We start from the raw sequence: 26,802 nt of genomic DNA, 5'->3' as shown, positions 1-26,802 counted from the left end.
GGATCAGGCCGCGAACCCGCGGGCCGGTTCTCAAGCGGTTCCGCACTCGGGCCGGTCGAGTGTCGTACGGGCCCGGCGCACCGCTTCCTCCACACCGAGCCCCAGGCCACGCTCGAACGCCTCCGTGAAGGCCGGCTCGCCCAGAACCGCCCGTGCGGCCGCCGTGACACGGTCGACGTCACCGCGCTCGGCGGGCGGCAGCGGGGCGCCCACCCCCCGGCGGGCCGCGTCCGCCGCCCCGAGCAGCAGCGCGGCGCACCCGGCGGCACGCGCGCACCCTCGCAGGGCCGCCGCCCCCGCGAGGCCCTCCAGGGACAGGGCGAGCGCGCGCGGCTCGCCGAGAGAGCGTGCGACGTCCAGTCCGCGCAGGTGATGACGGACGCACTGGTCGGCGTCAGCGCGGAGTTCGGCGATGAAGCCGAGCTCGGCCAGGAGCAGATGGTCACCCGCCTCCGACGAGACGTCGGCGAAGCCGTCGCGCAGGTGCAGCAGGTGGGCCTCGGCGGTGTCGAGGTCGCCGGAGCGGCGCGCGCCGAGTGCCAGGCCCATCTCGGAGTGGATCTCGCCGTACTTGTATCCCTGCTCGGCGGCGATACGGCGTGCCTGCTCGTGCAGGCTGCGTGCCTGGTCCCAGTGGCCGGCGAGCAGCTCAAGTCTTCCGAGTCCGGACAGCCGCGCCGACACCTCGGCTTCCAGGCCCAGCTCCCGTGCCAGCCGCAGGCCCTCTCGTTGCAGGCGGGCCGACTCGTCGTACTCGCCCTTGATCTCGGCGAGCGCGGCGAGCGGCGACACGGTCTGCAACTCACCCCAGTGGTCCCCCACTTCGTCGAAGAGCTCGGCGCTGCGCCGTCCGTCCCGGCCGACGGCGTCGAGGTCGCCGCGGACCAGGGCGAGCGTGGCGCGCAGGCCGAGCGCGGCTGCGGTGCCCCACTGTTCGCCCCCGCTGTGGAAGAGGTCGAGTGCCCGCGCGTTCAGCTCTGCGCTCGCGGTCACTTCGCCGGCGCTGAACAGGCCGTACGCGCACAGCCAGAGGGCTCGCGCCCGGCGTACGGGGTCGCGGACGGCGTCGGCCGTCACGGTGGTCGCCCTCTCGGCGTGCTCGCCGGTGAGCAGCGCGAACGCGGCGTGCAGCAGCACGAGTTCGGGCGAGCCGGAAGCGACGTCCAGGACAGCCGACAGGCTGCGGCGCCCTTCGGTGAGTCGGCCGCGCAGCAGCCACCACCAGGACAGGGCGGTGACCAGTCGTACGGCCTCGTCGGCCTGCCCGGTGGCGGCGCGGCGCACCGCCTCGTCGAGCGCGGCGCGCAGATTGCCGGCCTCCGCGTCCAGGCCGGCGAGCCAGGAGCGCTGGTCCGCACAGCGCAGCCGGGGCTCTGCGCGCTCGGCGAGCGCGAGATAGTGGCGCAGATGGCGATCGCGTACGGCGGTGAGATCCTGCATCTCGTCCAGCCGCTCCATGGCGTACGCGGCGACGGACTCCAGGAGTCGGTAGCGGGGTCCGGCCGGGCCCTCGACGACGACCACGAAGGACCGGTCGACGAGCCGTGTCACGAGGTCGAGCACCTCCTCGCGGGCCACTCCGTCGCCGGCGCACACCGCTTCGGCGGCAGCCAGGTCGCAGCCGTCGCTGTGCACGGCGAGACGGCGCAGCACGATGCGCTCGGGCGCGCTGAGCAGCTCCCAGCTCCAGTCGATCATCGCCCGCAGGGTCTGCTGCCGGGCGGGCGCACCCCGCTGACCGGCGGTCAGGATCCGGAACCGGTCGGCGAGCCGGGCCGCCAGTTCCCGTACTCCGAGGGCACGTACCCGGGTCGCGGCCAGTTCCAGGGCGAGCGGGATGCCGTCCAGCCGGCGGCAGATCTCGGCGACGGCGGCACGGTCGGCCGGGTCGGCGGCGCCCGGGTCGCGCAAGAAGCCGGGGGCTGAGGCGGCGGCTCGCTCGGTGAACAGCCGTACGGCGTCGTCGTTGTGGAGCGGCTCCACAAGGAACAGGGTCTCGCCCGCCAGACCGAGCAGTTCCTGGCTGGTCACCAGGGCCCGCAGCCCGGGGGCCGTGCGCATCAGCAGCTCGGCGAGTTCGGCGGCGGCGTCGACGACGTGCTCGCAGTTGTCCAGGACGAGCAGGGTGCGGCGGTCCCGCAGGACGGCTGCGAGGCGGTGCGCCGGGGACGGGGACGGTGCTCCGGTGCCCGGCAGGGCGGACGGGGCGTCGTCGCGGACGCCGAGCACGCCGGCGACGACCTGGGCGAGGTCGGCGACGGTGGCCGCCCGCACGCCGGAGAACTCCACGAGCCAGACGCCGTCGGGCAGTTCCTCCGCCGTCAACGAGGCGGCCGCGGCCACGGCGAGGCGCGTCTTGCCGACGCCGCCGGGCCCGGTGAGGGTCGTCAGACGGGCGGTGCCGAGGAGCCGGGAGAGACGGGCCAGGGCGTCAGCGCGTCCGATGAGGGGGGTGAGGGGGACCGGGAGGTTCGAGTGGGGAGCCCTGGGGGCGGAACCGGGGGTCGCCGGAGCGGTCGGCGTCGGTGGTGTGGTGGTGACCGTGTGTCCCAGCTCCGGGTCCTGGCGCAGCACCGCCTGGTGGAGCGCGCCGAGGGCGGGGCCGGGATCCACTCCGAGTTCTTCGGCGAGGTGGGTACGCAGGGCCTCGTACGAGGCCAGGGCCTCGCTCTGGCGGCCGGCCAGGTAGAGCGCCCGAATCTGCACGGCACGCAGGCGTTCCCGCAGGGGGTGCTGGGCCACCAGGTCGGCCAGTTCACCGGCGAGCAGGACGTGGTCCCCCGCCTCCAGCCGGGCCTCGGCCTGCTCCTCCAGCACCGACAGCCGCTGCTCGGCGAGGCGCCGAGCGGCCCCCCGTACGAACTCCTCGTCCGCGAAGTCGGCGTAGGCCGGTCCCCGCCACAGGTCGAGGGCCTCGGTGAGCAGGGCGGCCCTGGCGCCCGGGTCTTGGACGGGGCGGGCCTGGGCGACGAGGGCGTGAAAGCGGTCGGCGTCCACCTCGTCGGTCGGGAGGTCGAGGCGCAGGCGGTAGCCCGGTGCCTGCCGTACGACCCGGTCCCGGCCGAGCGCCCGGCGCAGTTGGGAGACCTTGGCCTGGAGGGCGCCGTGGGGCTTGCCAGGCGGTGCGTCGCCCCACAGGTCGTGGACGAGGCGGTCGGCGGAGACCGGCTTCCCGTCGTGCGCGAGCAGATCCGCGAGCAGAGCCCGGACCTTGAGTTCGGGGACCGTGACCGTCTCCCCCTCGTCGTCCCACACCACAAGTGGCCCGAGCACCCCAAACCGCATGCGAGCAACCGTACAGGCCCCGGGGCGGCCTGCCGGGCCCTGGTGCGATCCGTCGGAGCGGCTCTGGGCGGCCGACCGTCAGCGAACCGTCAGCGGCCCCGAAGTCCCTCCGAAGCGCCGGCGCGCACAGTCGTTGCCGTCGGGTGCCGCGGCGCGTCCGGCAGCGGCGCCATGAGGAGGGAGCGCAGGCATGGCCAGGTATGCGGACAGGAGGGCCGTGGTCGTCGGGCAGGCCACCGGGATCGGGCTGGCCATCGCCAAGCGGCTCGTGGAGGGCGGCGCGCACGTGCTGCTGACCGCGGGTACCGCGCAGGAGCGCAGCCTCGCGGCCGTCGAGCTGGGCTCCGCGGCCCGCGTGGTCGCCCCCGACGCGGTCGAGGCCGTTCTCGGTCCGGCCGGTGCCGTCGACCTCGTGTTCGCCGATGCCGTACCGACGGCGCGGCCGCTGCTGCCGTATCTCATGGACCACGGCGCGGTCGTGCTCACCGCTCCCGCTCGGGCCCCGTCCTCCGTGCGGGCGCTCGCCGCCGAACTCGTCGCCCGCGGCATCCGCGTGAACGCGGTGGCCCCGAGTTGCATCGAGGCGCCGACTGGTGGCGCGGGCTCGCTGCCTCCGCTGGGCCGGCTCGGGTCCGCCGAGGAAGTGGCACGTGCCGCGCTCTTCCTCGCCACCGACGCCACGTTCACGACGGGCGCCCGGCTCCCGGTCGACGGCGGCCTCGGCCACCCGTAGTCGGCTCTCCCGAACGCCCCTCGGCGCCCGGCCCGTCCCACCTCGTCCCCGAAAGATCCGGAGATCACCGCATGAGCACCTCACCAGACACCACGACCTCCTCAGGAAAGGACAGCCGGGCCGCACCCGATGCCAGGGCCGGGAGCGAGGAGCGGCAGAAGCTTCCGCTGTTCGCCCTGCTGGCCCTCGCCACGGCGGTCTTCATCACCAGCCTCACCGAGACGCTCCCGGCGGGCCTGCTCCCCGCGATGAGCGACGACCTGCACGTGAGCGAGTCGGCGACCGGCCAGACGGTGACGATCTACGCGATCGGCACCGCCCTCACCGCGATCCCGCTGACCGCGGCCACCTCGGCGTGGCGGCGCAAGGTACTGCTGCTGACCGCCATGGCGGGCTTCGCCGTGGCCAACACCGTCACGGCCGTGTCGTCGGTCTACGGTCTGACGATGGTGGCGCGCTTCGTCGCGGGTGTCGCCGCCGGTCTGGCCTGGGCGCTGCTCGCCGGGTACGCGCGGCGCATGGCCCCCGCCCCGTTGCAGGGCAAGGCGATCGCCGTCGCCATGGCGGGCATCCCGGTGGCGCTCTCGCTCGGCGTACCGGCCGGCACGTTCCTCGGCGAGACGCTCGGCTGGCGCACGGCCTTCCTGGCGATGACGGGGCTCACCGTCCTGCTGCTGCTGTGGATCGTCGCCGCCGTGCCGGACTATCCGGGGCAGGAGCGCGGTGAGCGGCCGAAGATGCTGGGCGCGCTGCGGGTCCCGGGTGTGGCGCCGGTCCTGTTCGTCACGCTGGTCTTCGTCCTGGCGCACACCATCCTGTACGCGTACGTCGCCACCTTCCTGGAGGACCTGGGCATGGGCGGCAGCACCGACCTGGTGCTGCTGGTGTTCGGTGCCGCCTCGCTGGTCAGCATCTGGGTCGTGGGCGCCCAGATCCACCGCCGGCTGCGCGCGCTGACCATCGCGAGCACCTTGTTGGTCGCCGGTGCCGCCGCGCTGCTGGCGGTGCTCTCCGACACCACCGCCCTGGTGTACGTCGCCGCCCTGCTGTGGGGCCTTGGCTGGGGCGGAGTGCCCACGCTGCTCCAGACCGCCGCGGGCGACGCCGGCGGGGACTCGGCCGATGCGGCCCAGGCGATGCTCGTCACGCTCTGGAACGTCGCCATGGCGGGCGGCGGCATCCTCGGCGGCGTCCTGCTCGACGCGATCGGCAGCGACTCCTTCCCCTGGACCATGCTGCTGCTCCTGCTGCCGGTGCTCGGGGTGGTCGTCCTCGCCCGCAGCCACGGCTTCCCCGCGAAGCGGCCCGGCGCCTAGCCCGGCGCGCGGCCCCCGGACGTCCTCCCGTCAGGGGGGAGTTCGGGGGCCGTGCGGGTGCCGTCCCGTCAAGGTCCGGGAGCCGCCCCGGTCAGAAAGGAACTCCCATGCGCATCGGTGAACTGTCGGAGGTATGTGGACCGGGTGCTGCAGATCCGCGGTCTGCTGGACGCCGGTCTGCCCACCCGCATCATCCGGCGGATCCTGCCGTGTCTGCACCAGCCTCGTGTGATCCATTTGCCCGACGCGTCACCGGAGATCATCGCCACCCTGGAGCGTCAGCGTGACCGGATGACGGAACGCATCAGTTCCCTGATCCGCGACCGCGACGCGATGGCCGAGTACATCGACGCCGTGCGTGCGCACCGGCCGACCGCCGCCTGATCTGTGAGCTTGACCCTGACACCAGTGTCACCGTTGGAGCGTGGACCCATGACTGAACAACTGCTCCACCATGTCGAGTTCGGCGCCGGCACCCCCGTGCTGCTGCTGCACGGGTACACCATCGATCACCGGCTTCTGCTGCCGCTCGAACCCGTCTTCGCCGAGCGGGACGGCTGGCGCCGGCTGTACGTCGACCTGCCGGGCTGCGGGCGCTCGCCGCGGCTGTCCGCCGAGGCCATGGGCGAGGCGGTGCTGCGCTTCGTCGACAAGGTCGTCGGCGACGAGCCGTTCGCCGTCGTGGGGATCTCCTACGGCGGTCAGCTCGCCCGGCATCTCGTCGCCGAGCGCGGCGCGCAGGTCCTCGGCACGGCCCTCCTCGCTCCGCTGGTCAAGCCGAGCGGCGAGCGGGTGCTGCCGGGGCGCGAGGTGCTCACCCGTGACGAGGCGCTGCTGGCGTCCCTCGATCCGGCGGAAACGCGAGGTGTTCGCCTCGATCGCCGTGCACCAGGACGCGAGCGGCTGGAACGCGTTCCGCGACCACGCGCTGCCCGGCATCCGTGCCCATGACCGCGAGGACGCGGCCGCGCTGCTGAAGGCGTACATGCCGGCCGAGACTCCGGAGGCGCGGTTCGGCACGCATGCCGGGGCGCATCTGCTGGTGACGGGGCGGCAGGACCATCTGGTGGGCTGGCGGGACCAGTGGGAACTGCTGGAGCACTACCCGCGCATGACGTACGCGGCGGTGGACGGCGCCGGCCACAACGTCCATCTCGACCGGCCGTTCGTGGTCCGGAGCCTGTTGGGCGACTGGCTGGACACCCTGGCGGCCGACGCGAGCCGCTGATCCGCCCCTCGACGCCCCGCGTCGACGGGCCCCTGACCGGCCGCCGAAGGTACATCCCCCGGCCTTCGGCGGCCACCGCCGTTCCGTTCACCAACTGTTGACGTCACGGACGGGCCCTCTCACCGCGCTCCAGGTCCCGCTCCGCGCCACATCGCTCGGACCGCTCTTCCCGCTGGTCAGCGTACGAAGTCGCGAAGTCGCCTTCACCCGACCCGATGGCCGCCCTATCGATCCCCGCGCCGACTGGTAAGAGTTCAAGGAGCTGCTCATAGAGGCCGGCATCACAGACCGTCGCCTCTACGACGGGATAGAACTGAAACTGGGGACAGCCGCGCGGCCCGCGCCCGGCGCCGCCGCATCCGTTAAAAGCAAAAGCCCCAGGTCACGGCGAGTGAGTCCTGAGGCTTCCACAGAGCCGCCTTCGGGATTCGAACCCGAGACCTACGCATTACGAGTGCGTTGCTCTGGCCATCTGAGCTAAGGCGGCGCGCCGTCCGCACCATGGTGCGATCAGCAACGTCGGTAAGTCTACACAGTTTCCGGGGGTGCTCCGCACCAGCCCTCGGTGCACCCCCGGACCACCGACGAGGCGGCTACGAGCAGCGTTTTCCGTCCGCCGGCGGGGTGCCGCGGAGCAGGTACGTGTCGATCGCGGAGTCGATGCAGGTGCTGCCGCGGCCGTACGCGGTGTGGCCGTCGCCCTCGTAGGTGAGCAGGCGGGCCGAGGCGAGCTGGGCGGCCAGCGCGCGAGCCCAGCGGTACGGGGTGGCCGGGTCGCGAGTGGTGCCGACCACGACGATCGGGGCCGCACCCCGCGCCTCGATGCGATGGGGCTCACCCGTGGCCCTGACCGGCCAGTACGCACAACTCAGGGACGCCCAGGCGAGGCCCTCCCCGAACACCGGCGACGCCTTCTCGAAGGACGGCAGCGCCCCTTCGACCTCCTCGGGGCTCCCGTAGGCGGGCGGCAGGTCGAGGCAGTTCACGGCCGCGTTGGCGGACATCAGGTTGCTGTAGCGGCCCCCGGCGTCCCGCTCGTAGTAGCTGTCGGACAGCATCAGCAGGCCGGCGCCGTCCTTGTCCTTCATCGCCGACGTCAGCGCCTCCCGCAGCTGCGCCCACGAGCTCTCGTCGTACATCGCCGCGATCACCCCGGTCGTGGCGAGTGCCTCCCCGAGCCTGCGGCCGTCCGCGTCGCCGGTCGGGATCGGGTGCGCGTCGAGCTTCCTGAAGAAGGCCTTGAGGTGACGGCCGACCTCCGCGGCCGGCGTGCCCTTCCCACCGAGCGGGCAGTCCGGCTGCTGCACACAGTCCTTCGCGAACGACTGGAACGCCGTCTCGAACCCCGCCGTCTGGTCGAGGTTCATCCGGCGCGCGGGCAGCGAGGGGTCCATCGCGCCGTCCAGGACGAGCCGCCCCGCCCGCCCCGGGAACAGCCCCGCGTACGTCGCCCCGAGGAACGTCCCGTACGACGCCCCCACGTAGTTCAGCCTCCGGTCGCCCAGCACCGCCCGCACGATGTCCATGTCCCGGGCCGTCTCCACCGTCGACACATGCCGCAGCAGACCCGGCGAGTGCGCACCACACGCCTCCGCGAACTCCTTGTAGGAGTCGACGAGTTCGGTGGTCTCGCGCGCGTCGTCGGGGGTGGTGTCCGTCTGGGTGTACGTGTCCATCTCCCGCCCGTCGAGACATTCGACGGGCTCGCTGCGGGCGACGCCGCGCGGGTCGACGGCGACCATGTCGTACCGGGCCCGGACCGCCGCGGGGTAGCCGATCCCGGCGTACGCCTGGAGGTAGCCGATCGCCGAGCCGCCCGGTCCGCCCGGGTTCACGAACAGCGACCCGAGGCGTTTGCCCGGCCCGGTGGCCTTCTTGCGGGAGACCGCGAGCCGGACGTCCCCCGCCCCCGGCTTGGCGTAGTCGAGCGGTGCCTTCAGCGTGGCGCACTGGAAGCCGGGGACCCCGCAGCTGCGCCAGCGCGCCTTCTGTCCGTAGTACGGCGCGAGCGCGGCCGGTGTCGCCTCCGGCAGTGCGGCCAGCGTCACCTCGGCGGCCGCGGTGGCCGAGGTCGACGGACCCGTCGAGGCGCTGGCGGAGCAGGCCGAGACGAGGAGTGCCGCGGCCAGAAGGATGCCGCCGGTGCGGAGGGAGCGGGAGCTGCGCCTGGTGTGCATCAGGCGAGCGTAACTCTGTGCAGTTTGCTGATCGCGATCCGTGTGGACAAAGCCTCGTACGAGTGACGCGGTCAACCGATCCCTCATTCCCTGAGGCGGAGCCGCGTCAGCCCGCTCTCAGTGCCATCGCCATCGCCTCCACCGCGAGCAGCGGGGCCACATTGCGGTCGAGGGCCTCGCGGCACGCGCCGATCGCCTCGATGCGGCGGAGTGTGCTCTCCGGTGAGCTGCCGCGGGCGAGCCGCTCCAGAGCGTCCTCGGCGTCCGCGTTGGCGATCGCCACCCTGGACCCGAGCTGGAGGGCGAGGATGTCCCGGTAGAAGGCGGTGAGGTCGGTCAGTGCGAGGTCGAGGCTGTCGCGCTGGGTGCGGGTCCTGCGGCGCTTCTGCTTGTCCTCCAGGTCCTTCATCACCCCGGCCGTACCGCGCGGCATCCGGCCGCCCTGCACGGCCCCCATCGCCGCCTTCAGCTCCTCGGTCTCCTTGCCGTCCATCTCCTCGGCCAGCTGCTTGGCGTCGTCGGCCGCCGCGTCGACCAGCTCCTGGGCCGCCCGGAGGCAGCCGCCGATGTCGTCGATGCGCAGGGGGAGCTTCAGTACGGCGGCGCGGCGCTCGCGCGCGGCCGGGTCGGTGGCGAGGCGGCGGGCCCGGTCGACATGGCCCTGGGTGGCACGGGCGGCGGCCATCGCGGCGGCCGGCTCGATGCCCTCCCTGCGCACCAGCATGTCGGCGACGGCGTCGACCGAGGGGGTGGACAGGTTCAGGTGCCGGCAACGGGAGCGGATCGTCGGCAGGACGTCCTCGATGGAGGGGGCGCACAGCAGCCACACCGTGCGCGGGGCGGGTTCCTCCACGGCCTTCAGGACCGCGTTGGCCGACTTCTCGTTCAGCCGCTCGGCGTCCTCGACGAGGATGATCTGCCAGCGGCCGTTCGCCGGCGAGGTGAACGACTTGCGCACGGTGTCCCGCATGTCGTCCGCGAGGATCTGGGTGCCGACGGCGGCCACGGAGGTGACGTCGGCGTGGGTGCCGATGAGTGCCGTATGACAGCCGTCGCAGAAGCCGCAGCCCGGTACCCCGCCGAGCGCCCGGTCGGGGCTGACGCACTGCAACGCGGCCGCGAAGGCCCGTGCCGCCTGGTTGCGGCCCGCGCCGGGCGGGCCGGTGAACAGCCAGGCATGGGTCATCTTCGACGCCTCGGGGGGCGGGGCGCCGGTGGTGGCGGCGGTGACCAGGGCGTCGGCGTCCCGAGCGGCAGCGCCGAGCTGCTCGCTCACCCTCTCCTGGCCGACCAGGTCGTCCCATACGGTCATGGGGTACGCCGCCCTTTCGTCATGCTCTTTCGTCACGCTTTGTGCGTCGGGTCCATTGTGCGGGCGAGCACTGACAACGGACCGACGGACGGTTGTCGGCCGCGGGCCGATGGGGTCAGACCTCGCTGTACCCACCTAGGGGCGCGGGGAACTGCGCGACCAGCCACAACGCACCCGCACCACGCAGCCGACCGCTACCGCCCCCGACGCCGCCGTCCCCGATCATCCCCGTACTCGTCGTCATGCGGCCCGAGCAACTCGTCCGCCAGCGACGGCAGATCGTCCAGCGGCGTCTCCTCGGCCCAGTCCGACCGGGGCCTGCGCCGAGGTGCCCCCTGCTCGTCGACCTGCGGCAGCTCCCGCGTGCGCTCCTCGTCCCGGAAGTACCCCGGCGGCACCCGGTCGCCGGGCCCGTCCCCCGACACCGGAGGCAGCACCGCCGTCTCGTCGGCCGCACCCGGCGGAACCGAAGGCAGCACGGCCGTCTCATCAGCAGCCCCCGACGGAACCGGCGGCAGCACCGCCGTATCGTCCGCCGCCCCCGACGGCACCGGCGGCTGCGGAAGCTGTGCCGTCACCTCCGAGTCGGAGACCTCGCCGGAGTCCCCGTCCGAAGTCTCGTCGTTCTCGTCGTCCTTCTTCATGGAGACCCGGGGCAGCACCGCCGTCTCGTCCACCGGGCCGCCCGACGCGTTCGTCGGTGTCACCACGGGCGTGGGCACGGTCGCCGCGTCCAGCCCGGCCGACGGACTCGCGGCCTTCTTCGGTCCCGCCTCCGCCGCCGCGGTCGCGGACTCGGCGAGCCGCCGCGCCTCCTCGGCCCGCAGCAGCGCCTCCTCGGCCTTGCGCTGCTTCTCCAGGCGCCGCTCCTCGGCCTCGGCACGCACGCGTGCCTCCTCCTCGGCCTGCTTGCGGGCGGCTTCCTCGCGGGCCTTGCGCCGGGCCTCCTCCTCGGCGCGGGCCTTCTCCTCGGCGAGCAGCCGGACCCGCTCCTCCTCGGCACGCCGGCGCGCTTCCTCGGCCCGCAGCCGGGCCTCCTCCGCCTGCCGCTCGGCCTCGCGCCGCTGGGCCTCCTCGAGCTCGCGCCGCTTGCGCTCCTCCTCCTCGGCCTTCAGCCGGGCGAGCTGCTCCTGGCGCTCCCGCTCCAGGCGCTCCTCCTCGGCCTTGCGCGCGGCCTCTTCCTCGGCCTTGCGCCGCGCCTCCTCCTCGGCCTTGCGGCGGGCCTCCTCCTGCTCGCGGATCTCCTGCTCGGAGAGCGGCAGCAGCTGGTCGAGGCGGTGCCGTACGACGGTGGTGACGGCCTCGGGCTCCTGACCGGCGTCGACGACCAGGTACCGCCCGGGGTCGGCCGCGGCCAGTGTGAGGAATCCGGACCGCACGCGCGCGTGGAACTCCGCCGGCTCCGACTCGAGACGGTCCGGAGCCTCGGTGAACCGCTCGCGGGCGATCTCGGGAGAGACGTCCAGGAGGACGGTCAGATGCGGCACGAGACCGTTGGTCGCCCAGCGGTTGATGCGGGCGATCTCCGTCGGGGACAGGTCGCGCCCAGCGCCCTGGTACGCCACCGAGGAGTCGATGTACCGGTCGGAGATCACGACCGCGCCGCGCTCCAGCGCGGGCCGGACCACGGTGTCGACGTGCTCCGCGCGGTCCGCCGCGTACAGCAGGGCCTCCGCGCGGTGCGAGAGCCCGGCGCTCGACACGTCCAGCAGGATCGACCGCAGCCGCTTGCCCACCGGGGTCGCCCCCGGCTCGCGCGTGACCACGACCTCATGGCCCTTGGCCCTGATCCACTCGGCGAGCGCCTCGGCCTGGGTGGACTTCCCGGCCCCGTCGCCGCCTTCCAGCGCGATGAAGAAGCCCGTGGCGGCGGGCACCGTCTCCGGGTCGTCGCCGCCGAGCAGCGCGTCCCGCAGGTCGTGCCTGAGGGGGACGCCGGAGCGGTCGTCGACCTTGGCGAGGACCAGCGCGGCCACCGGCAGCAGCAGCGCGCCGACCAGCATCAGCGTGAACGCGGCACCGCCGTGCGCGAAGACGAACTTGCCGTTCTGCAGCCGGTGCGGTCCGATCGCCGCGGCCACCACGGGCGCGAGCAGCGCGCCGAGCGCCACGCTCACGCGGACGACCGCGTGCAGATGCTCGGTGGTCCGGGCCCGCCGGGATTCCTCGGTCTCCTGGTCGAGCAGGGTGTGCCCGGTGTTGGCGGCCACCCCGGCGCCGATTCCGGCCAGCACCTCGATCAGCAGGACGGTGGTGAGGTCCGGGACGAGCCCGGCGGCCAGCAGGGCGATGCCGGTGAAGGCGATCGCCAGCGCGAGCAGCCGGCGCCGCGACAGCGTGACCAGCACCTTGGGCGCCGTACGGACACCGACGACGACTCCGCCGGTCAGCGCCGCCACCATCAGGCCGTACGTCACCGGGCCGCCGCCCAGGTCCTTGGCGTGCAGCACAGCGACGGCCACGGCCGCCGCGATCGCCCCGGCGACGGCCGCGCAGGCCGGCACCAGCAGCGGGATCGCGCCGGTGCGGCCCTTGTCGACACCGGCGCCCGCCTTGGGCCGGCGCAGCCCCTCCAGCGGCGAACGCGCGCGCGGGGTGCGGGTGTCGGGCAGTTCCAGGAAGGTCAGCACCGACAGCGAGGCGGCGAACAGGCCGGCCGCGACGTACGAGGCGAGGGCCGCCTGGTGCTGGCCGAACCAGGCGATGCCGGAGCCCAGCAGGTTGTTGAGCAGGCCCGCGACGACGAGGACGACGGCGGCGAGCGGGATCACCACGAAGGTCGTGCGCAGCGAGAGGCGGCGCAGTGCGTCCAGGTGGTCCGGCAGCGGTCGTACCGTGGCCCCCTCCGGCGGCGGAGCCGGCAGCAGGGCGGGCGCCGCGCTCTCGCGGCACACGGTCCAGAAGCGCTCGGCGACACCGGTCACGAAGGCGGTCACCAGCAGCAACGCGAGGGCGTTCTCCGGCGTCCAGTCGATCCACAGGGGCGCGACGATCAGCAGCGCGACCCTGACGCCGTCCGCGCCGACCATCGTCCAGCGGCGGTCGAGCGGTCCTTCCTGCGAGGTGAGCGAGGTCAACGGGCCGAGCAGGACGGCACCGAAGAGCAGCGTCGCCAGGATGCGCGTACCGAAGACGGTCGCCACTGCGAACGCCACGCCCCGGTAGCCGCCGCCGAACGCGCCCTCGCCGATCGCCGCCTGAAGGGCCAGCAGGACCAGCACCAGGAGCGCGAGGGTGTCGCCGATACCGCCGACGAGTTGGGCGCTCCACAGGCGTTTGAGCTGGGGCCTGCGCAGCAGGGCGCGGACGGCGCGCTCGCGGGAGTCCGCGACCAGGGCGTCGTCGGGGGCCGGGTGAGGGGCCGTGGGCTGCTCGGCACGGGTCATGCATTCAGCCTATCGGGAGCCACCGACAGCCCGGGGTGCCCGTCCTGACGTGCGCACGTCCCGACACCAAAGTGATGCCGGGACGTTCGCTTCGCGAAGCCTCGGTGGAGGATTCGGGACCGTCAGAAGGCTGGAACCGTCAGAAGGCCGGGACCGCGAGAAGCACGGAACCGTGAGAAGGCCGGCTCAGTCCTCGGTGGACGTCTTGGAAGCCGTCGCCTTCGCGGTGGTCTTCTTCGCCGTCGTCTTCTTCGCCGCCGCAGTCGTCTTCTTCGCCGCGGTCTTCTTGGCGGCCGTCGCCTTCTTGGCCGGGGCCTTCTTCGCGGGCGCCTTCTTCGCCGTCTTCTTGGCGGGGCCCTTCGCCCGCTTCTCGGCGAGCAGTTCGAAGCCGCGCTCGGGGGTGATCTCCTCGACGCTGTCGCCGGAGCGCAGGGTCGCGTTGGTCTCCCCGTCGGTGACATACGGCCCGAAGCGGCCGTCCTTGACCACGACCGGCTTCTCGCTGACCGGGTCGGTGCCCAGCTCCTTCAGCGGCGGCTTGGCGGCGGCCCGGCCGCGCTGCTTGGGCTGCGAGTAGATCTGGAGGGCCTCTTCGAGGGTGATCGTGAAGAGCTGCTCCTCGGCCTGGAGCGACCGCGAGTCGGTGCCCTTCTTCAGGTACGGCCCGTAGCGGCCGTTCTGCGCGGTGATCTCCTGGCCCTCCGCGTCGGCGCCGACGACGCGCGGCAGCGACATCAGCCTGAGCGCGTCCTCGAGGGTCACCGTGTCCAGGGACATCGACTTGAACAGCGAGGCCGTCCGCGGCTTCACGGCGTTCTTGCCGGTCTTCGGGGTGCCCTCGGGGAGCACCTCGGTGACGTACGGGCCGTAGCGGCCGTCGCGGGCGATGATCTGATGGCCCGTCACCGGGTCGGCGCCCAGCTCGAAGTCGCCGCTCGGCTTGGCGAGCAGTTCCTCGGCGAGTTCGACGGAGAGCTCGTCGGGGGCCAGGTCCTCGGGCACGTCGGCCCGCTGGTGGTTCTCGGAGTCCTTCTCGCCGCGCTCGATGTACGGGCCGTAGCGGCCGACCCTGAGCACGATGTCGTTGCCCACCGGGAACGACGACACCTCGCGCGCGTCGATCGCGCCCAGGTCGGTCACCAGCTCCTTGAGGCCGCCGAGGTGGTCCCCGTCGCCGTTGCCGGCGTCGGCCGCGCCGCCCTCTCCGCCGCCCTCGCCGAAGTAGAAGCGCTTGAGCCACGGCACGGACTGCGCCTGGCCGGCCGCGATCCGGTCGAGGTCGTCCTCCATGCGGGCGGTGAAGTCGTAGTCGACGAGCCGCCCGAAGTGCTTCTCCAGGAGGTTGACCACGGCGAAGGACAGGAAGGAGGGGACGAGTGCCGTGCCCTTCTTGAAGACATAGCCGCGGTCGAGGATGGTGCCGATGATCGACGCGTACGTCGACGGGCGGCCGATCTCGCGCTCTTCGAGCTCCTTGACCAGGCTGGCCTCGGTGTAGCGGGCCGGGGGCTTGGTGGCGTGCCCGTCGACCGTGATCTCCTCGGCGGACAGCCGGTCGCCCTCGCTGACCTGGGGCAGCCGGCGCTCGCGGTCGTCCAGCTCGGCGTTCGGGTCGTCGGCGCCCTCGACGTAGGCCTTCAGGAAGCCGTGGAAGGTGATCGTCTTGCCGGAGGCGCTGAACTCGACGTCCCGGCCGTCGGCGGCGGTGCCGCCGATCTTCACGGTGACGCTGTTGCCGGTCGCGTCCTTCATCTGCGAGGCGACGGTCCGCTTCCAGATCAGCTCGTAGAGCTTGAACTGGTCGCCGGTCAGACCGGTCTCGGCCGGGGTGCGGAAACGATCACCCGAGGGGCGGATCGCCTCGTGCGCCTCCTGGGCGTTCTTGACCTTCGCGGCGTAGGTCCGCGGGCTCGACGGCAGGTAGTCGGCGCCGTAGAGCTGGGTGACCTGGGCGCGGGCGGCGGAGACGGCCGTGTCGCTGAGGGTCGTGGAGTCCGTACGCATATAGGTGATGAAGCCGTTCTCGTACAGCTTCTGCGCCACCTGCATGGTCGCCTTCGCGCCGAAGCCCAGCTTGCGGCTCGCCTCCTGCTGGAGGGTCGTCGTACGGAACGGGGCGTACGGCGAGCGGCGGTACGGCTTGGACTCGACCGAGCGGACGGCGAACTGCGTCTGCTCCAGGGCGGCGGCCAGCGCGCGGGCGTTCGCCTCGTCGAGGTGGAGGGTGTTCGCGCTCTTGAGCTGCCCCAGGGAGTCGAAGTCACGGCCCTGCGCGACACGCCGGCCGTCGACGGTCTGGAGGCGCGCGACCAGCGACGACGGGTCCGAGGGGTCTCCCGCGCGGCCGGTCGCGAAGGTGCCGGTCAGGTCCCAGTACTCGGCGGAACGGAACGCGATGCGCTCGCGCTCCCGCTCGACGACGAGCCGGGTGGCGACGGACTGGACACGGCCGGCCGACAGGCGCGGCATGACCTTCTTCCACAGGACCGGCGAGACCTCGTAGCCGTAGAGGCGGTCGAGGATGCGGCGGGTCTCCTGGGCGTCGACCAGCTTCTTGTTCAGCTCGCGCGGGTTGGCGACGGCGGCCTGGATCGCGGCCTTGGTGATCTCGTGGAAGACCATCCGCTTGACCGGGACCTTGGGCTTGAGGACCTCCTGGAGGTGCCACGCGATGGCCTCGCCCTCGCGGTCCTCATCGGTGGCGAGGAAGAGCTCGTCGGAGTCCTTGAGCAGGTCCTTGAGCTTCTTGACCTGGGCCCGCTTGTCGGCGTTGACGACATAGATCGGCGCGAAGTCGTGCTCGACATCCACACCGAGGCGGCGCACCTCGCCGGTGTACTTCTCGGGCACCTCGGCGGCGCCGTTGGGGAGGTCGCGGATGTGCCCGACGCTCGCCTCGACGACGTATCCGGGGCCGAGATAGCCCTTGATCGTCTTCGCCTTGGCAGGCGACTCGACGATGACGAGTCGGCGGCCGCCCGGTGCGGTCTCGCTGGTCGGGGACAACTTCGCTCTTCTCTCCGGTCGACGCTGGGGTATCCCCAGGCCTTGGTTCCCGGGGTCGGGTCGTGCTGACGCTGCGGAGTGTGACGGTACATCCCGCCCCCGTGTCAAACGGGAAAAGCCCGCAACGGCCACTCGAACGGTAACCCGACTACCGCCATTCCTGCCGCCCGGAGTCCGCACCTGCCTTTTCCGGCTCAACCGGAGGGCGATCTCCCCATGACCGATCGGGCGGCTCCCCGGGACGCCCTCAGACGCGGGTGAGGCACCATGCGCCGACGGCCAGCGCGAGCAGCGCGGCGAGGGTCGCGACGGTCGCCGATGCGACGGGACTCACACCGAGGGCGACGGGCCGGCGATGGCGTACCCGGGCCGCGGTCCACACCAGCAGCGCGCCTCCGAACAGGGCGAACACCACTCCCGCGAAGATCGCCGTTTCGCTCTCCATGGCTGCCCGTGCCCCCTCTTCTCCCGTCCGCGTGTGCGGTTCCGACGGAGACTGGCACGGGCGGACGGCGGGCAGGCGAACCCCGGGTGAACGCCGGCGTCGACGGGGCCGCGGGCTTCCCCGAGGCGGCCGGGTCGGCTGCGCGACCCGGGTCCCGGTCGCCCACCCGCCCTGTCAGGTTCTCGTCCGGTTCTCACCCTGATCCCGCTCGCGTGTGACCGGATACGCACGGGATACGCAGGGGTCCGTGCCCGGGAGGATCAGGATTCGGTCCGTGCCGAGCCGAAAACCGACCGGATTCGGACCGTACGGCGCGACCGCCCCGCCGGAGTCACGCCGGCTCCAGGAACCCCTGCTCCACCAGCACCCGGATCTGCGCGGGCGTACGATCGCGCAGGACGACCGGGTCCTCACCCATGAGCTGGGCGATCGCGTCGAGGATGCGGCCCGCGCTCAGCGAGCCATCGCACACGCCGGCGAAGCCCGCGCCGACGGTGTCCACCTTGGTGGCCCGGCGCATCCCGCGGTGCTGGCGCAGCACCACGTGCTCGGGGTCCTCCGCGCCGGGCAGCCCGACCTGCTCCTGGACGATCTCGGGCACGAGCTTGAAGTGCGCCTCCAGCAGGGCCGCGTCGTCGTGGGCGCGCAGGTAGTCGAGGCGTTCGAAGTGCGCGCGGACGGTGTCGCCGAGCGGCTGCTCGACCGGGTGCGGCCACTCCTCGACGGTGATCGAGGGCTCCGCCGACCCGGTCCTGCGCAGGGTGATCCAGCCGAAGCCCACGGCCCTCACCTTGCGCGCCTCGAACTCGTCCAGCCAGGCGTCGTACAGCGCCTGGTACGCGGCCGGGTCGCCGCGGTGGTCACCGGCGTCCCTGAGCCACAGCTCGGCGTACTGCGTGACGTCCTGCACCTCGCGCTGCACGATCCACGCGTCGCACCCGCGCGGCACCCACGACCTGAGCCGGTCCTGCCACTCCTCCCCCGCCACGTGCTGCCAGTTGGCGAGGAACTGCGCGAACCCGCCCTCGTTCAGCAGCTCCCCCGCACCCTGAACGACCGAGCGGCACAGATCGTCCCCGCCCATCCCGCCGTCCCGGTACGTCAGCCGGGCACCCGGCGAGATCACGAAGGGCGGGTTCGAGACGATGAGGTCGTACGTCTCCCCCTGCCGGAGCGGCTCGAACAGCGAGCCCTCCCGCAGATCGGCCGCCGGGACGCCGGAGAGCGCCAGCGTGAGCGCCGTGATGTGCAGCGCGCGCGGGTTGAGGTCGGTCGCCGTCACGCGCGTGGCGTGCTGGGCGGCGTGCAGGGCCTGGATCCCGGAGCCGGTGCCGATGTCGAGGGCGGAGCCGACGGGCGTGCGGACGGTGATGCCGGCGAGCGTGGTGGAGGCGCCGCCGACCCCGAGGACGACACCCTCGTCCCGGCTGCCGATGCCACCGGCGCCGCCGACGGCACAGCCCAGGTCCGACACGATGAACCAGTCCTCGCCGCCGGGCCCGCCGTACGGCCGTACGTCCACCGTCGCGGCCACCTCGTCGCCGCCGGCACGCACCAGCCAGCCGCTCTCCAGACAGGCGTCGACGGGCAGAACGTCCGCCACGCGCGCGTGGGACACCGGTTGCTGAAGGAGGAACAGGCGTACGAGCACTTCCAGCGGGGTGTCCCCGCGGGTCGCCCGGAGCGCGGGCACGGTCTCACTGCGGGCGAGCGCCGCGTAGGCGGGCGCACCGAGCAGTTCGAGCAGCCCGTCGGCGGTGAAGGACGCCCCGAGCAGGGCGTCCCGCAGCCGGGCGGCGACGTCGGTGCCTCCGGAGGCGGAGGCGGGGTGGGGAGCGGCGGGCAGCGTGGGCAGGCTGGAGGTACTCACGCCCCCATTGTGGCCCGCACGGCCCGGCCGCACAGGCCTGCCTCACCCCCGGAAGCCGCCCACGTCCCGCCAGGAGCGCTCAGCTGTCCGTGGCCGATGCCGACGCCGCCGGGGATCCCGAGGACTGCTTGCAGCCCGGCTGGTCGGCCAGTGCCTGCTTGGTGTCGCCGGACTCCAGTTCCTTCAGCGCGTTGAGCGCGGTCTGACGCTGCGTCTCCACCTTCTGCATCTCCGCCGAGACGTCCTTGAGACCCGTGGCGAACTTCGCCTGGTCCTTGGTGTCGAGCTTGTCCACCTGCGTCTTCATGTCGCCGTAGGCCGCGGAGAGGGCCGAGAGCTGGTTGACGGCGTTCTGGAGCTTCTTGGCGCCGTCCTCGGCACCGGGAGGCGCGCCGGCGCTCTGGATGACCGTGGCCCGCGCCTTGTAGCCGTCTGACAGGTCCTGGAACGCCTGGGAGTCGGCCTTCTGGAGCTCCGCCGGGGTGCTCTCGGTGTCCTCGGCCGCCTTGGTGATCGCGTCGTAGGCCGCCGTGATCTTCTTGTTCTGGGCCGGCACCAGGTCGCAGACCTTCTTGGCCCAGCCGTCGAGTTCCTTGTTGTCCTTTTCGCCGCCGCCGCATCCCGACAGCGCCAGTACCAGTACCGCACCGCCGGACAGTGCGGCCGCGAGCTTCTTGTTCACCGGATCGGTCCCTTCCATGGCCTCTCGGCCACCGGACGTTACACGCCACGGGCACCGAATCCACACGCCGAATGCCGTAAATAGGCGCCTTTGCGGCTGTTTGCCCCATGCGAGAGAAGCCTCACGGCCGAGGAGCCCACACGCGACGGGGCGGGCGGGCGGCGCATGAACACGCGCCGCCCGCCCGCCCCTTGAGCTGGGACTCGTCGAGGGACCTACGAAACCACCGCGGGATCCGCCGACTTGGCCGCCTTCTTCTCGTTGTCTTCGTCACCCACGGCGATCCCGCGCCGCTTGGAGACGTAGACCGCGCCGGCGATCACGAGGAACGCGAGCACGGCGATGAGGATTCGTACGCCGATGCTCTTGTCGTCGCCGTAACTGAACTTGATCACTGCGGGCGCGATCAGCAGTGCCACCAGGTTCATGACCTTCAGCAGCGGGTTGATCGCGGGGCCCGCGGTGTCCTTGAAGGGGTCGCCGACGGTGTCGCCGATCACCGTCGCGGCATGGGCCTCGCTGCCCTTGCCGCCATGGTGACCGTCCTCGACGAGCTTCTTGGCGTTGTCCCAGGCACCGCCGGAGTTCGCCAGGAAGACCGCCATGAGCGTGCCCGCCCCGATCGCGCCCGCGAGGAACGCGCCGAGGGCGCCGACCCCGAGGGTGAACCCGATGAAGATCGGCGCGGTCACGGCGAGCAGTCCGGGCGTGGCGAGCTCGCGCAGGGCGTCCCGGGTGCAGATGTCGACGACCTTGCCGTACTCCGGCTCCTCGCTGTAGTCCATGATCCCGGGGTGCTCGCGGAACTGCCGCCGCACCTCGTAGACCACCGAGCCCGCCGACCGCGACACCGCGTTGATCGCCAGCCCCGAGAAGAGGAAGACGACCGCCGCGCCCGCGATCAGGCCGACGAGGTTGTTGGGCTGCGAGATGTCCATCATCAGGCTCATCGGCGCACCGGCCCCGCTGAGCTTCTCGCCGACGTCCTGCGCGCCGGTCGTGATCGCGTCCCGGTAGGACCCGAAGAGCGCCGAGGCCGCGAGGACCGCGGTGGCGATGGCGATGCCCTTGGTGATGGCCTTGGTGGTGTTGCCGACGGCGTCCAGGTTGGTGAGCACCTGCGCGCCCGCGCCCTCGACGTCACCGGACATCTCGGCGATGCCCTGCGCGTTGTCGGAGACCGGCCCGAAGGTGTCCATGGCGACGATCACACCGACCGTGGTGAGCAGACCGGTACCGGCCAGCGCCACCGCGAACAGCGCCAGCATGATCGAGGTGCCGCCGAGCAGGAACGCCCCGTAGACGCCGAGGCCGATCAGCAGGGCGGTGTAGACGGCCGACTCGAGACCGATCGAGATGCCGGCGAGGACGACGGTGGCGGGCCCCGTGAGAGAGGTCTTGCCGATGTCCTGGACCGGACGGCGGTTGGTCTCGGTGAAGTAGCCGGTCAGCTGCTGGATGACGGCGGCGAGCAGGATGCCGATGGCCACGGCGACGAGGGCGAGGATCCTCGGATCGCCGTCCTTGCCGGAGATCGCCGTGTCCGTGATGCCGTCGAGGTCGGAGTACTTCCCCGGCAGATAGACGAAGACGGCGACCGCCACCAGCACGAGCGAGATCACCGCGGAGATGAAGAACCCGCGGTTGATGGCGCTCATGCCGCTGCGGTCGGACCTGCGCGGGGCGACCGCGAAGATTCCGATCATCGCGGTGATCACGCCGATCGCCGGGACGAGCAGCGGGAAGGCGAGTCCGGAGTCGCCGAAGGCCGCCTTGCCGAGGATCAGCGCGGCGACCAGGGTCACGGCGTACGACTCGAAGAGGTCGGCCGCCATGCCCGCGCAGTCGCCGACGTTGTCGCCCACGTTGTCGGCGATGGTCGCGGCATTGCGCGGATCGTCCTCCGGAATGCCCTGTTCGACCTTGCCGACCAGGTCGGCGCCGACGTCGGCGGCCTTGGTGAAGATGCCGCCGCCGACCCTCATGAACATCGCGATGAGCGCCGCGCCGAGACCGAAGCCCTCCAGGACCTTCGGCGCGTCGGCCGCGTACACCAGCACCACGCAGGAGGCGCCCAGCAGACCGAGCCCCACCGTGAACATGCCGACGACGCCGCCCGTACGGAATGCGATCTTCATGGCTTTGTGGGAGACGGCGGTGAGATCCTTTTCCGGCTCGCCTTCCGCCGGAGTGGCTTCTCGGGCCGCCGCGGCCACCCGCACATTGCTGCGCACGGCGAGCCACATACCGATATAGCCGGTGGCCGCCGAGAACGCGGCGCCGATCAAGAAGAACACGGATCGGCCTGCGCGCTGATTCCAGTCGTCCGCGGGCAGCAGCATGAGCAGGAAGAACACGACGACCGCGAATACGCCGAGCGTGCGCAGCTGACGTGCCAGGTAGGCGTTCGCGCCTTCCTGGACCGCCGCCGCGATCTTTTTCATGCTGTCGGTGCCCTCGCCGGCCGCGAGCACCTGGCGCACCAGGACGCCCGCCACCACGAGCGCCGCCAGGGCGACGACCGCGATGACCGCGATCAGCACCCGGTTGTCGTCGGTGAGCACCGCGGCCGCGAGATGTGTCGTGGGCTGGTCCAACTGATCAGGGGTAGAAAGCCCCGCCATTCGTCCTCCTTGACGCTTGGGCTGAGCTCAAGATGTGGACGGATTGTAGGTACCCCGTCCTGATCAAAACAGGGCGCGGTAAACGGAATTCGCCTTTACGGAACCTGAAAGCAGTAATGCCCCGAAGGCATTGTGATCCATTTGGTTGATCGTGAATTGCTTCACGAAATCCGATGCACAGACCACTGTAGGCACAGAAATGGCCCCCTGACATGCCGAAGGGCCCTAACGGGTAGGGCCCTTCGGTGCAGAAAACGATGTACGGGTCAGGGAAGCGTCGCGGCCGGCGGCGTGGTCGGCCAGGTCATACGGATCTGTCCGCCATGCTCCCCTGCGGTGACCTCGACGTCGTCGACGAGGCCGCTGATGACCGCGAGGCCCATCTCGTCCTCCTCGGTCTCCACGTCGAGGTCGTCACCCTGAGCGCCTGGAGCCCGGTCGCCCGGGGCCGTACGCGGCGCCTCGTCGCCGACCTCGATGGAGAACTGCTTCTCCTCCTCGATCAGCAGCACCTGGACCGGCGAGGTGATGCCGCCGCTCTGGTGCAGTCCCACGGCACGGGTGCAGGCCTCGCCGACGGCGAGCCTGACCTCGTCGAGGACGGCCTCGTCCACTCCGGCCCTGCGCGCCACCGCTGCCGCCACCAGTCGGGCGGTCCTGACGTGCTCGGGCAGCGCGCTGAAGCGGAGTTCAACGGTGGCCATGCGTCCCCCTCGGAACTACGGGCGTGCTGTCGGGGGGACCGGGCCGCCGAAGGCCCAGCCCCCCTTCTTCTTGCTTCTGTCGGCGTCCTTCGCCGCCCCGAGCACGGGCCCGGGAACGGGTCAGTCGGTCGCCGCCACCGCTTCCTCGACCGAGGTGTGGATCGGGAACACCTTGGTCAGGCCGGTGATACGGAAGATCTTGAGAATGCGCTCCTGGTTGCAGACCAGGCGCAACGAGCCCTCATGGGCACGCACACGCTTCAGGCCGCCGACCAGCACGCCGAGTCCGGTGGAGTCGAGGAAGTCCACGCCCTCCATGTCGACGACAAGGTGGAAACTGCCGTCGTTCACCAGCTCGACCAGCTGCTCGCGCAGCTTGGGCGCGGTATATACGTCGATTTCGCCACCGACCCTGACGATCGTGCGATCGCCGACGGTCTCGGTCGACAGGGACAGGTCCACGGATCCTCCAGCACCTTGCTATCGAGCGGTCGCCCCTCGGGACACCTCGGCAGAGCCCCCGGGACGGTTCGCCAGCCGCGATGGCATTCAATCACTTACCGGCAGGCGTGCACGACGCCTTGGTCCCATTGTCCGTCACGCCAGTGACACACTCGGTGCCGATGGCCAAGAATCTCCGATCCGATCGACCCCAGACGGACTCCGGCTCCCGCCCCGCGCCGAGCACGGTCCTGGACCGGCTCGCCGCCGGCCCGAGCCGGGCTGCGCGCATCACTCATACGGAGCACTTGCCCCCGAGGGCGGGCCGCCATGCCGTCTGGCCTGACCGGATTCGTTCGGAGGTCGTCGCGGCGGTCCAGGCGTGCGGCATCGAACATCCCTGGGCCCACCAGGCACAGGCCGCCGAGCACGCCCTGGACGGCGATTCGGTGGTCGTCGCGACCGGAACCGCCTCCGGCAAGTCCCTGGCGTACCTCGTGCCGGTCCTCTCGACCCTCCTGGACGGCTCCGAGGCCCCGAACGGCCGCGGCGCCACCACGCTCTACCTGGCCCCCACGAAGGCCCTGGCAGCGGACCAGTGCCGCTCGGTGAAGGAACTTTCACAACCGCTCGGCAATTCCGTGCGCGCCGCGGTCTACGACGGCGACACGCCGTTCGAGGAACGCGAGTGGATCCGCCAGTACGCCAACTACGTCCTGACCAATCCGGACATGCTGCACCGCGGGATACTCCCCTCCCACCCCCGCTGGTCCTCCTTCCTGAAGGCCCTCAAGTACGTCGTCATCGACGAGTGCCACACCTACCGGGGCGTCTTCGGCTCCCACGTGGCCCAGGTCCTACGGCGTCTGCGCCGCCTGTGCGCCCGCTACGGCTCCTCTCCCGTCTTCCTCCTCGCTTCCGCGACCGCCGCCGACCCGTCCGTCGCCGCCGGCCGCCTGACCGGCCTCCCGGTGGTCGAGGTCGCCGACGACGCCTCACCCCGCGGCGAACTGGTGTTTGCCCTCTGGGAGCCTCCCCTCACCGAGATGCAGGGCGAGAAGGGCGCCCCGGTCCGCCGTACGGCCACCGCCGAGACTGCCGACCTCCTCACCGACCTCGCCGTCCAGGGCGTCCGCTCGGTCGCCTTCGTCCGCTCCCGGCGCGGCGCCGAGCTCATCTCGGTGATCGCCCAGGAACGGCTCGCCGAGGTCGACCGCTCGCTGGCCCGCCGGGTGGCCGCCTACCGCGGCGGCTACCTCCCCGAGGAGCGCCGCGCCCTGGAACAGGCCTTGCACTCCGGGGAGTTGCTGGGCCTGGCCGCCACCACCGCCCTCGAACTCGGCATCGACGTCTCCGGCCTGGACGCCGTACTGATCTCCGGCTACCCCGGCACCCGCGCGTCCCTGTGGCAGCAGGCGGGCCGCGCCGGCCGGGCAGGGCAGGGCGCCCTGGCCGTCCTGGTCGCCCGCGACGACCCCCTGGACACCTTCCTCGTCCACCACCCCGAGGCCCTCTTCGACCAGCCGGTGGAGTCCACGGTCCTCGACCCCGACAACCCGTACGTCCTCGCCCCGCACCTGTGCGCCGCCGCGGCCGAACTGCCCTTGACCGACGAGGACATGGAGCTGTTCGGCCCCGCCTGCACCGACCTCCTGCCGCAACTGGAGGCCGCGAAGCTGCTGCGCCGCCGCACCAGGGCCTGGCACTGGACCCGCCGGGAATCGGCCGCCGACCTCGCCGACATCCGCGGCCAGGGCGGCAGCCCGATCCAGATCGTCGAGTCCGGCACGGGCCGCCTGCTGGGCACGGTCGACGCGGGCGCCGCCCACACCTCCGTCCACGAGGGCGCGGTCCACCTCCACCAGGGCCGCACGTACCTGGTCCGCTCCCTGGACCTGGAGGACTCGGTCGCCCTGGTCACGGAGGCGAACCCGCCTTACTCGACCGTGGCCCGCGACACGACGGCCATCTCCGTCCTGGAGACCGACGTCGAGATCCCGTGGGGCGACGGCCGCCTCTGCTACGGCTCCGTCGAGGTCACCAACCAAGTGGTCTCCTTCCTGCGCAGACGCCTCATCACCGGTGAGGTGCTCGGCGAGACCAAACTCGACCTCCCTCCGCGTACGCTCCGCACCCGTGCGGTGTGGTGGACCGTCACCGAGGACCAGCTCGACGAGGCCCGCATCACCCCGGAGATCCTCGGCGGCGCCCTGCACGCCGCCGAACACGCCTCCATCGGCCTCCTCCCCCTCTTCGCAACCTGCGACCGCTGGGACATCGGCGGCGTGTCGATCCCCCTCCACCCCGACACGCTGCTCCCCACGGTCTTCGTCTACGACGGCCACCCGGGCGGAGCGGGCTTCGCGGAGCGCGCCTTCCACACGGCCCGCGCCTGGCTCACGGCCACCCGCGAGGCCATCGCCTCCTGCGAGTGCGACGCCGGCTGCCCGTCCTGCATCCAGTCCCCCAAGTGCGGCAACGGCAACGATCCGCTGCACAAGAGGGGAGCGGTGCGGCTGCTCACGGTGCTGCTGAGGGGGGCACCGGAGGCCGGCGCCCCGGCCCCAGCCCTGGAGCTCCCCCGAAGCCCGGAGGAACCGGCACCGGCGCCGCAGGCCCCGCCCGTGCCCTGATCTCCGCCGTGAACGGGCCCCGTCCCGACGCCGCCGTCACGTCCGAGATCTCGCCGACCATCCCGCACCGCACCAGCCGCGTCCCCTGGGCCCGGGCCACCTCCTCCGCCCGCGCACACGCCACCCCGGGCCCGTCGGCCCAGTGGTCCGCCGCCGCGAGCGCCGCGAGATCCGCGGCCCCGGCCGCCCGATGCCGTACGACGACGGCCTGCCCGAAGGCCAGCACGCCCCCGAACACCACGCACAGCACCGCGACGGCCCCGACACTCCAGACGGTCGCCGAACCACGGTCCGACCGAGCGGCGACGAGATGGACACCCAGGAACCGGGCGGCACCGCGCCGGACACGAGCGACCCACCGGGCGAAGGGAGCGACTCGCTGGGCGCACTGGGCGGCCGGCGCCGAGCGGGTCGGCGCCGATCCCCTCCTCATCCCCGGCCCCCTTCCCCGACCGTCTCCTCCGCCAGGGCCACGGCCTCCTCCCGTACCTCGAACGGCAGACCACCGAGCGCCGGCGGCTTCGCCACGACCACCACGCGGACCCGGTCCCCCTCCCGGGCGACCGTCACCTCCGCGTCACGCGGTGCCGTGTCCCGGGCCACCCGGACGACCGCGTCGGCGGGGTCCTGGCGGGCCGCCGCCCTGGCACCGCTCCTGGCCGCGTCCACGCACTGGATCTGCGCGGCCACCACGAGCAGCCCCCACACCAGCGCCGTCGCGAACATCACCAGGACGGGCAGCACCATGGCCGACTCCGCCGTCACGAACCCCTGGTCCGCCGCCCGTTCACGCCTTCCCATCGAGCGCCTGCTTCACGATGGCCTGGAGCTCCGCGCTGACGGCCCCGCTCGTCACCACCTTGTAGAGCACCACCGCGAAGGCCACCGCTGCGACGATCCCCATCGCGTACTCGTCAAATTCCTGTGCATCCATTAAAATGGATCATGTAAGGGAATCGA

Annotated in this window: 19 protein-coding genes, 1 tRNA gene and 1 pseudogene; 6 read left to right on the top strand and 15 right to left on the bottom strand. The window is 72.1% G+C overall.

Annotated elements, in window-relative coordinates:
* Positions 1 to 30: 30 nt before the first annotated feature.
* Positions 31 to 3,285 carry a BTAD domain-containing putative transcriptional regulator gene (locus H295_RS0141665; RefSeq protein WP_028810234.1) on the bottom strand — a complete coding sequence of 1,085 codons (3,255 nt, stop codon included), beginning with the start codon at positions 3,283 to 3,285 and terminating at the stop codon, positions 31 to 33.
* Between the two features lie 190 nt (positions 3,286 to 3,475).
* Between H295_RS0141665 and H295_RS0141660 the strand changes: the two genes are divergently transcribed.
* The 5 genes and pseudogenes from H295_RS0141660 to H295_RS46415 all read left to right on the top strand — a co-directional run bounded on the left by H295_RS0141660 (position 3,476) and on the right by H295_RS46415 (position 6,562).
* Entirely contained in the window at positions 3,476 to 4,018 is a 543-nt protein-coding gene (locus tag H295_RS0141660; RefSeq protein WP_028810233.1) for an SDR family oxidoreductase, read from the top strand.
* 71 nt (positions 4,019 to 4,089) lie between these two features.
* A complete protein-coding gene (locus H295_RS0141655; protein ID WP_020141298.1) occupies positions 4,090 to 5,334 on the top strand; it encodes an MFS transporter in 1,245 nt (414 codons plus the stop codon).
* Positions 5,335 to 5,463: 129 nt separating this feature from the next.
* Positions 5,464 to 5,718 (top strand): annotated as a pseudogene (locus tag H295_RS44495) (MerR family transcriptional regulator); the annotation flags it as partial.
* Between the two features lie 48 nt (positions 5,719 to 5,766).
* Positions 5,767 to 6,285 (top strand): alpha/beta fold hydrolase, encoded by a 519-nt coding sequence (locus H295_RS44490; protein WP_051135707.1) that lies wholly within the window; start codon positions 5,767 to 5,769, stop codon positions 6,283 to 6,285.
* Complete coding sequence (locus tag H295_RS46415; RefSeq protein ID WP_158691138.1) at positions 6,218 to 6,562, top strand: alpha/beta fold hydrolase; 345 nt, start codon at positions 6,218 to 6,220, stop codon at positions 6,560 to 6,562. The genes H295_RS44490 and H295_RS46415 overlap by 68 nt, the downstream gene beginning before the upstream one ends.
* A 413-nt stretch (positions 6,563 to 6,975) precedes the next feature.
* Here the strand turns inward: H295_RS46415 and H295_RS0141640 are convergent.
* The 11 genes from H295_RS0141640 to bldG all read right to left on the bottom strand — a co-directional run bounded on the left by H295_RS0141640 (position 6,976) and on the right by bldG (position 23,230).
* Positions 6,976 to 7,049, bottom strand: a tRNA-Thr gene (locus tag H295_RS0141640).
* Positions 7,050 to 7,155: 106 nt separating this feature from the next.
* Positions 7,156 to 8,739, bottom strand: coding sequence for an alpha/beta hydrolase (locus tag H295_RS0141635; RefSeq protein WP_020141295.1), 1,584 nt, complete (start codon positions 8,737 to 8,739; stop codon positions 7,156 to 7,158).
* Positions 8,740 to 8,845: 106 nt separating this feature from the next.
* Positions 8,846 to 10,051 carry a DNA polymerase III subunit delta' gene (locus tag H295_RS0141630; RefSeq protein ID WP_020141294.1) on the bottom strand — a complete coding sequence of 402 codons (1,206 nt, stop codon included), beginning with the start codon at positions 10,049 to 10,051 and terminating at the stop codon, positions 8,846 to 8,848.
* A 194-nt stretch (positions 10,052 to 10,245) separates the two neighbouring features.
* Positions 10,246 to 13,437, bottom strand: coding sequence for a dTMP kinase (gene tmk / locus H295_RS0141625; RefSeq protein ID WP_020141293.1), 3,192 nt, complete (start codon positions 13,435 to 13,437; stop codon positions 10,246 to 10,248).
* A 186-nt stretch (positions 13,438 to 13,623) separates the two neighbouring features.
* Complete coding sequence (gene topA / locus H295_RS0141620) at positions 13,624 to 16,443, bottom strand: type I DNA topoisomerase (protein WP_020141292.1); 2,820 nt, start codon at positions 16,441 to 16,443, stop codon at positions 13,624 to 13,626.
* 247 nt (positions 16,444 to 16,690) lie between these two features.
* A complete protein-coding gene (locus H295_RS0141615) occupies positions 16,691 to 16,888 on the bottom strand; it encodes a hypothetical protein (RefSeq protein WP_020141291.1) in 198 nt (65 codons plus the stop codon).
* 331 nt (positions 16,889 to 17,219) lie between these two features.
* The gene (locus H295_RS0141610) at positions 17,220 to 18,758 is read right to left on the bottom strand and encodes a DUF7059 domain-containing protein (protein ID WP_020141290.1); all 1,539 of its coding nucleotides are present in this window, start codon (positions 18,756 to 18,758) and stop codon (positions 17,220 to 17,222) included.
* 79 nt (positions 18,759 to 18,837) lie between these two features.
* A complete protein-coding gene (locus H295_RS0141605) occupies positions 18,838 to 19,458 on the bottom strand; it encodes a hypothetical protein (RefSeq protein ID WP_020141289.1) in 621 nt (206 codons plus the stop codon).
* A gap of 197 nt (positions 19,459 to 19,655) precedes the next feature.
* A complete protein-coding gene (locus H295_RS0141600) occupies positions 19,656 to 22,064 on the bottom strand; it encodes a sodium-translocating pyrophosphatase (RefSeq protein WP_028810232.1) in 2,409 nt (802 codons plus the stop codon).
* Positions 22,065 to 22,330: 266 nt separating this feature from the next.
* Positions 22,331 to 22,768, bottom strand: coding sequence for an ATP-binding protein (locus H295_RS0141595; protein ID WP_020141287.1), 438 nt, complete (start codon positions 22,766 to 22,768; stop codon positions 22,331 to 22,333).
* Positions 22,769 to 22,888: 120 nt separating this feature from the next.
* Entirely contained in the window at positions 22,889 to 23,230 is a 342-nt protein-coding gene (bldG, locus tag H295_RS0141590; RefSeq protein WP_006132569.1) for an anti-sigma factor antagonist BldG, read from the bottom strand.
* Positions 23,231 to 23,310: 80 nt separating this feature from the next.
* Between bldG and H295_RS0141585 the strand changes: the two genes are divergently transcribed.
* Positions 23,311 to 25,842, top strand: a complete 2,532-nt coding sequence (locus tag H295_RS0141585; protein WP_078616910.1) for a DEAD/DEAH box helicase — start codon at positions 23,311 to 23,313, stop codon at positions 25,840 to 25,842.
* On the opposite strand, the gene H295_RS0141580 is transcribed toward H295_RS0141585, so the two are convergent.
* From H295_RS0141580 to H295_RS46410, 3 genes are all read right to left on the bottom strand, one after another.
* Positions 25,730 to 26,164: an Rv3654c family TadE-like protein gene (locus H295_RS0141580; RefSeq protein WP_234021794.1), complete on the bottom strand. Its 435-nt coding sequence runs from the start codon at positions 26,162 to 26,164 to the stop codon at positions 25,730 to 25,732. The two genes, H295_RS0141585 and H295_RS0141580, sit on opposite strands and share 113 nt — an antisense overlap.
* A gap of 107 nt (positions 26,165 to 26,271) precedes the next feature.
* Positions 26,272 to 26,643 carry a TadE family type IV pilus minor pilin gene (locus tag H295_RS0141575; RefSeq protein WP_020141285.1) on the bottom strand — a complete coding sequence of 124 codons (372 nt, stop codon included), beginning with the start codon at positions 26,641 to 26,643 and terminating at the stop codon, positions 26,272 to 26,274.
* A complete protein-coding gene (locus H295_RS46410; protein ID WP_020141284.1) occupies positions 26,630 to 26,776 on the bottom strand; it encodes a DUF4244 domain-containing protein in 147 nt (48 codons plus the stop codon). Before H295_RS46410 ends, H295_RS0141575 begins: the two co-directional genes overlap by 14 nt.
* Positions 26,777 to 26,802 lie beyond the last annotated feature (26 nt).

Origin of the sequence: Streptomyces sp. 351MFTsu5.1 (assembly GCF_000383655.1) — a bacterium.
In the GTDB taxonomy this organism is placed as follows: domain Bacteria; phylum Actinomycetota; class Actinomycetes; order Streptomycetales; family Streptomycetaceae; genus Streptomyces; species Streptomyces griseorubiginosus.
The sequence above is the reverse complement of the archived record's forward strand: the minus strand, read 5'-3'. Positions and strand labels throughout refer to the sequence as shown.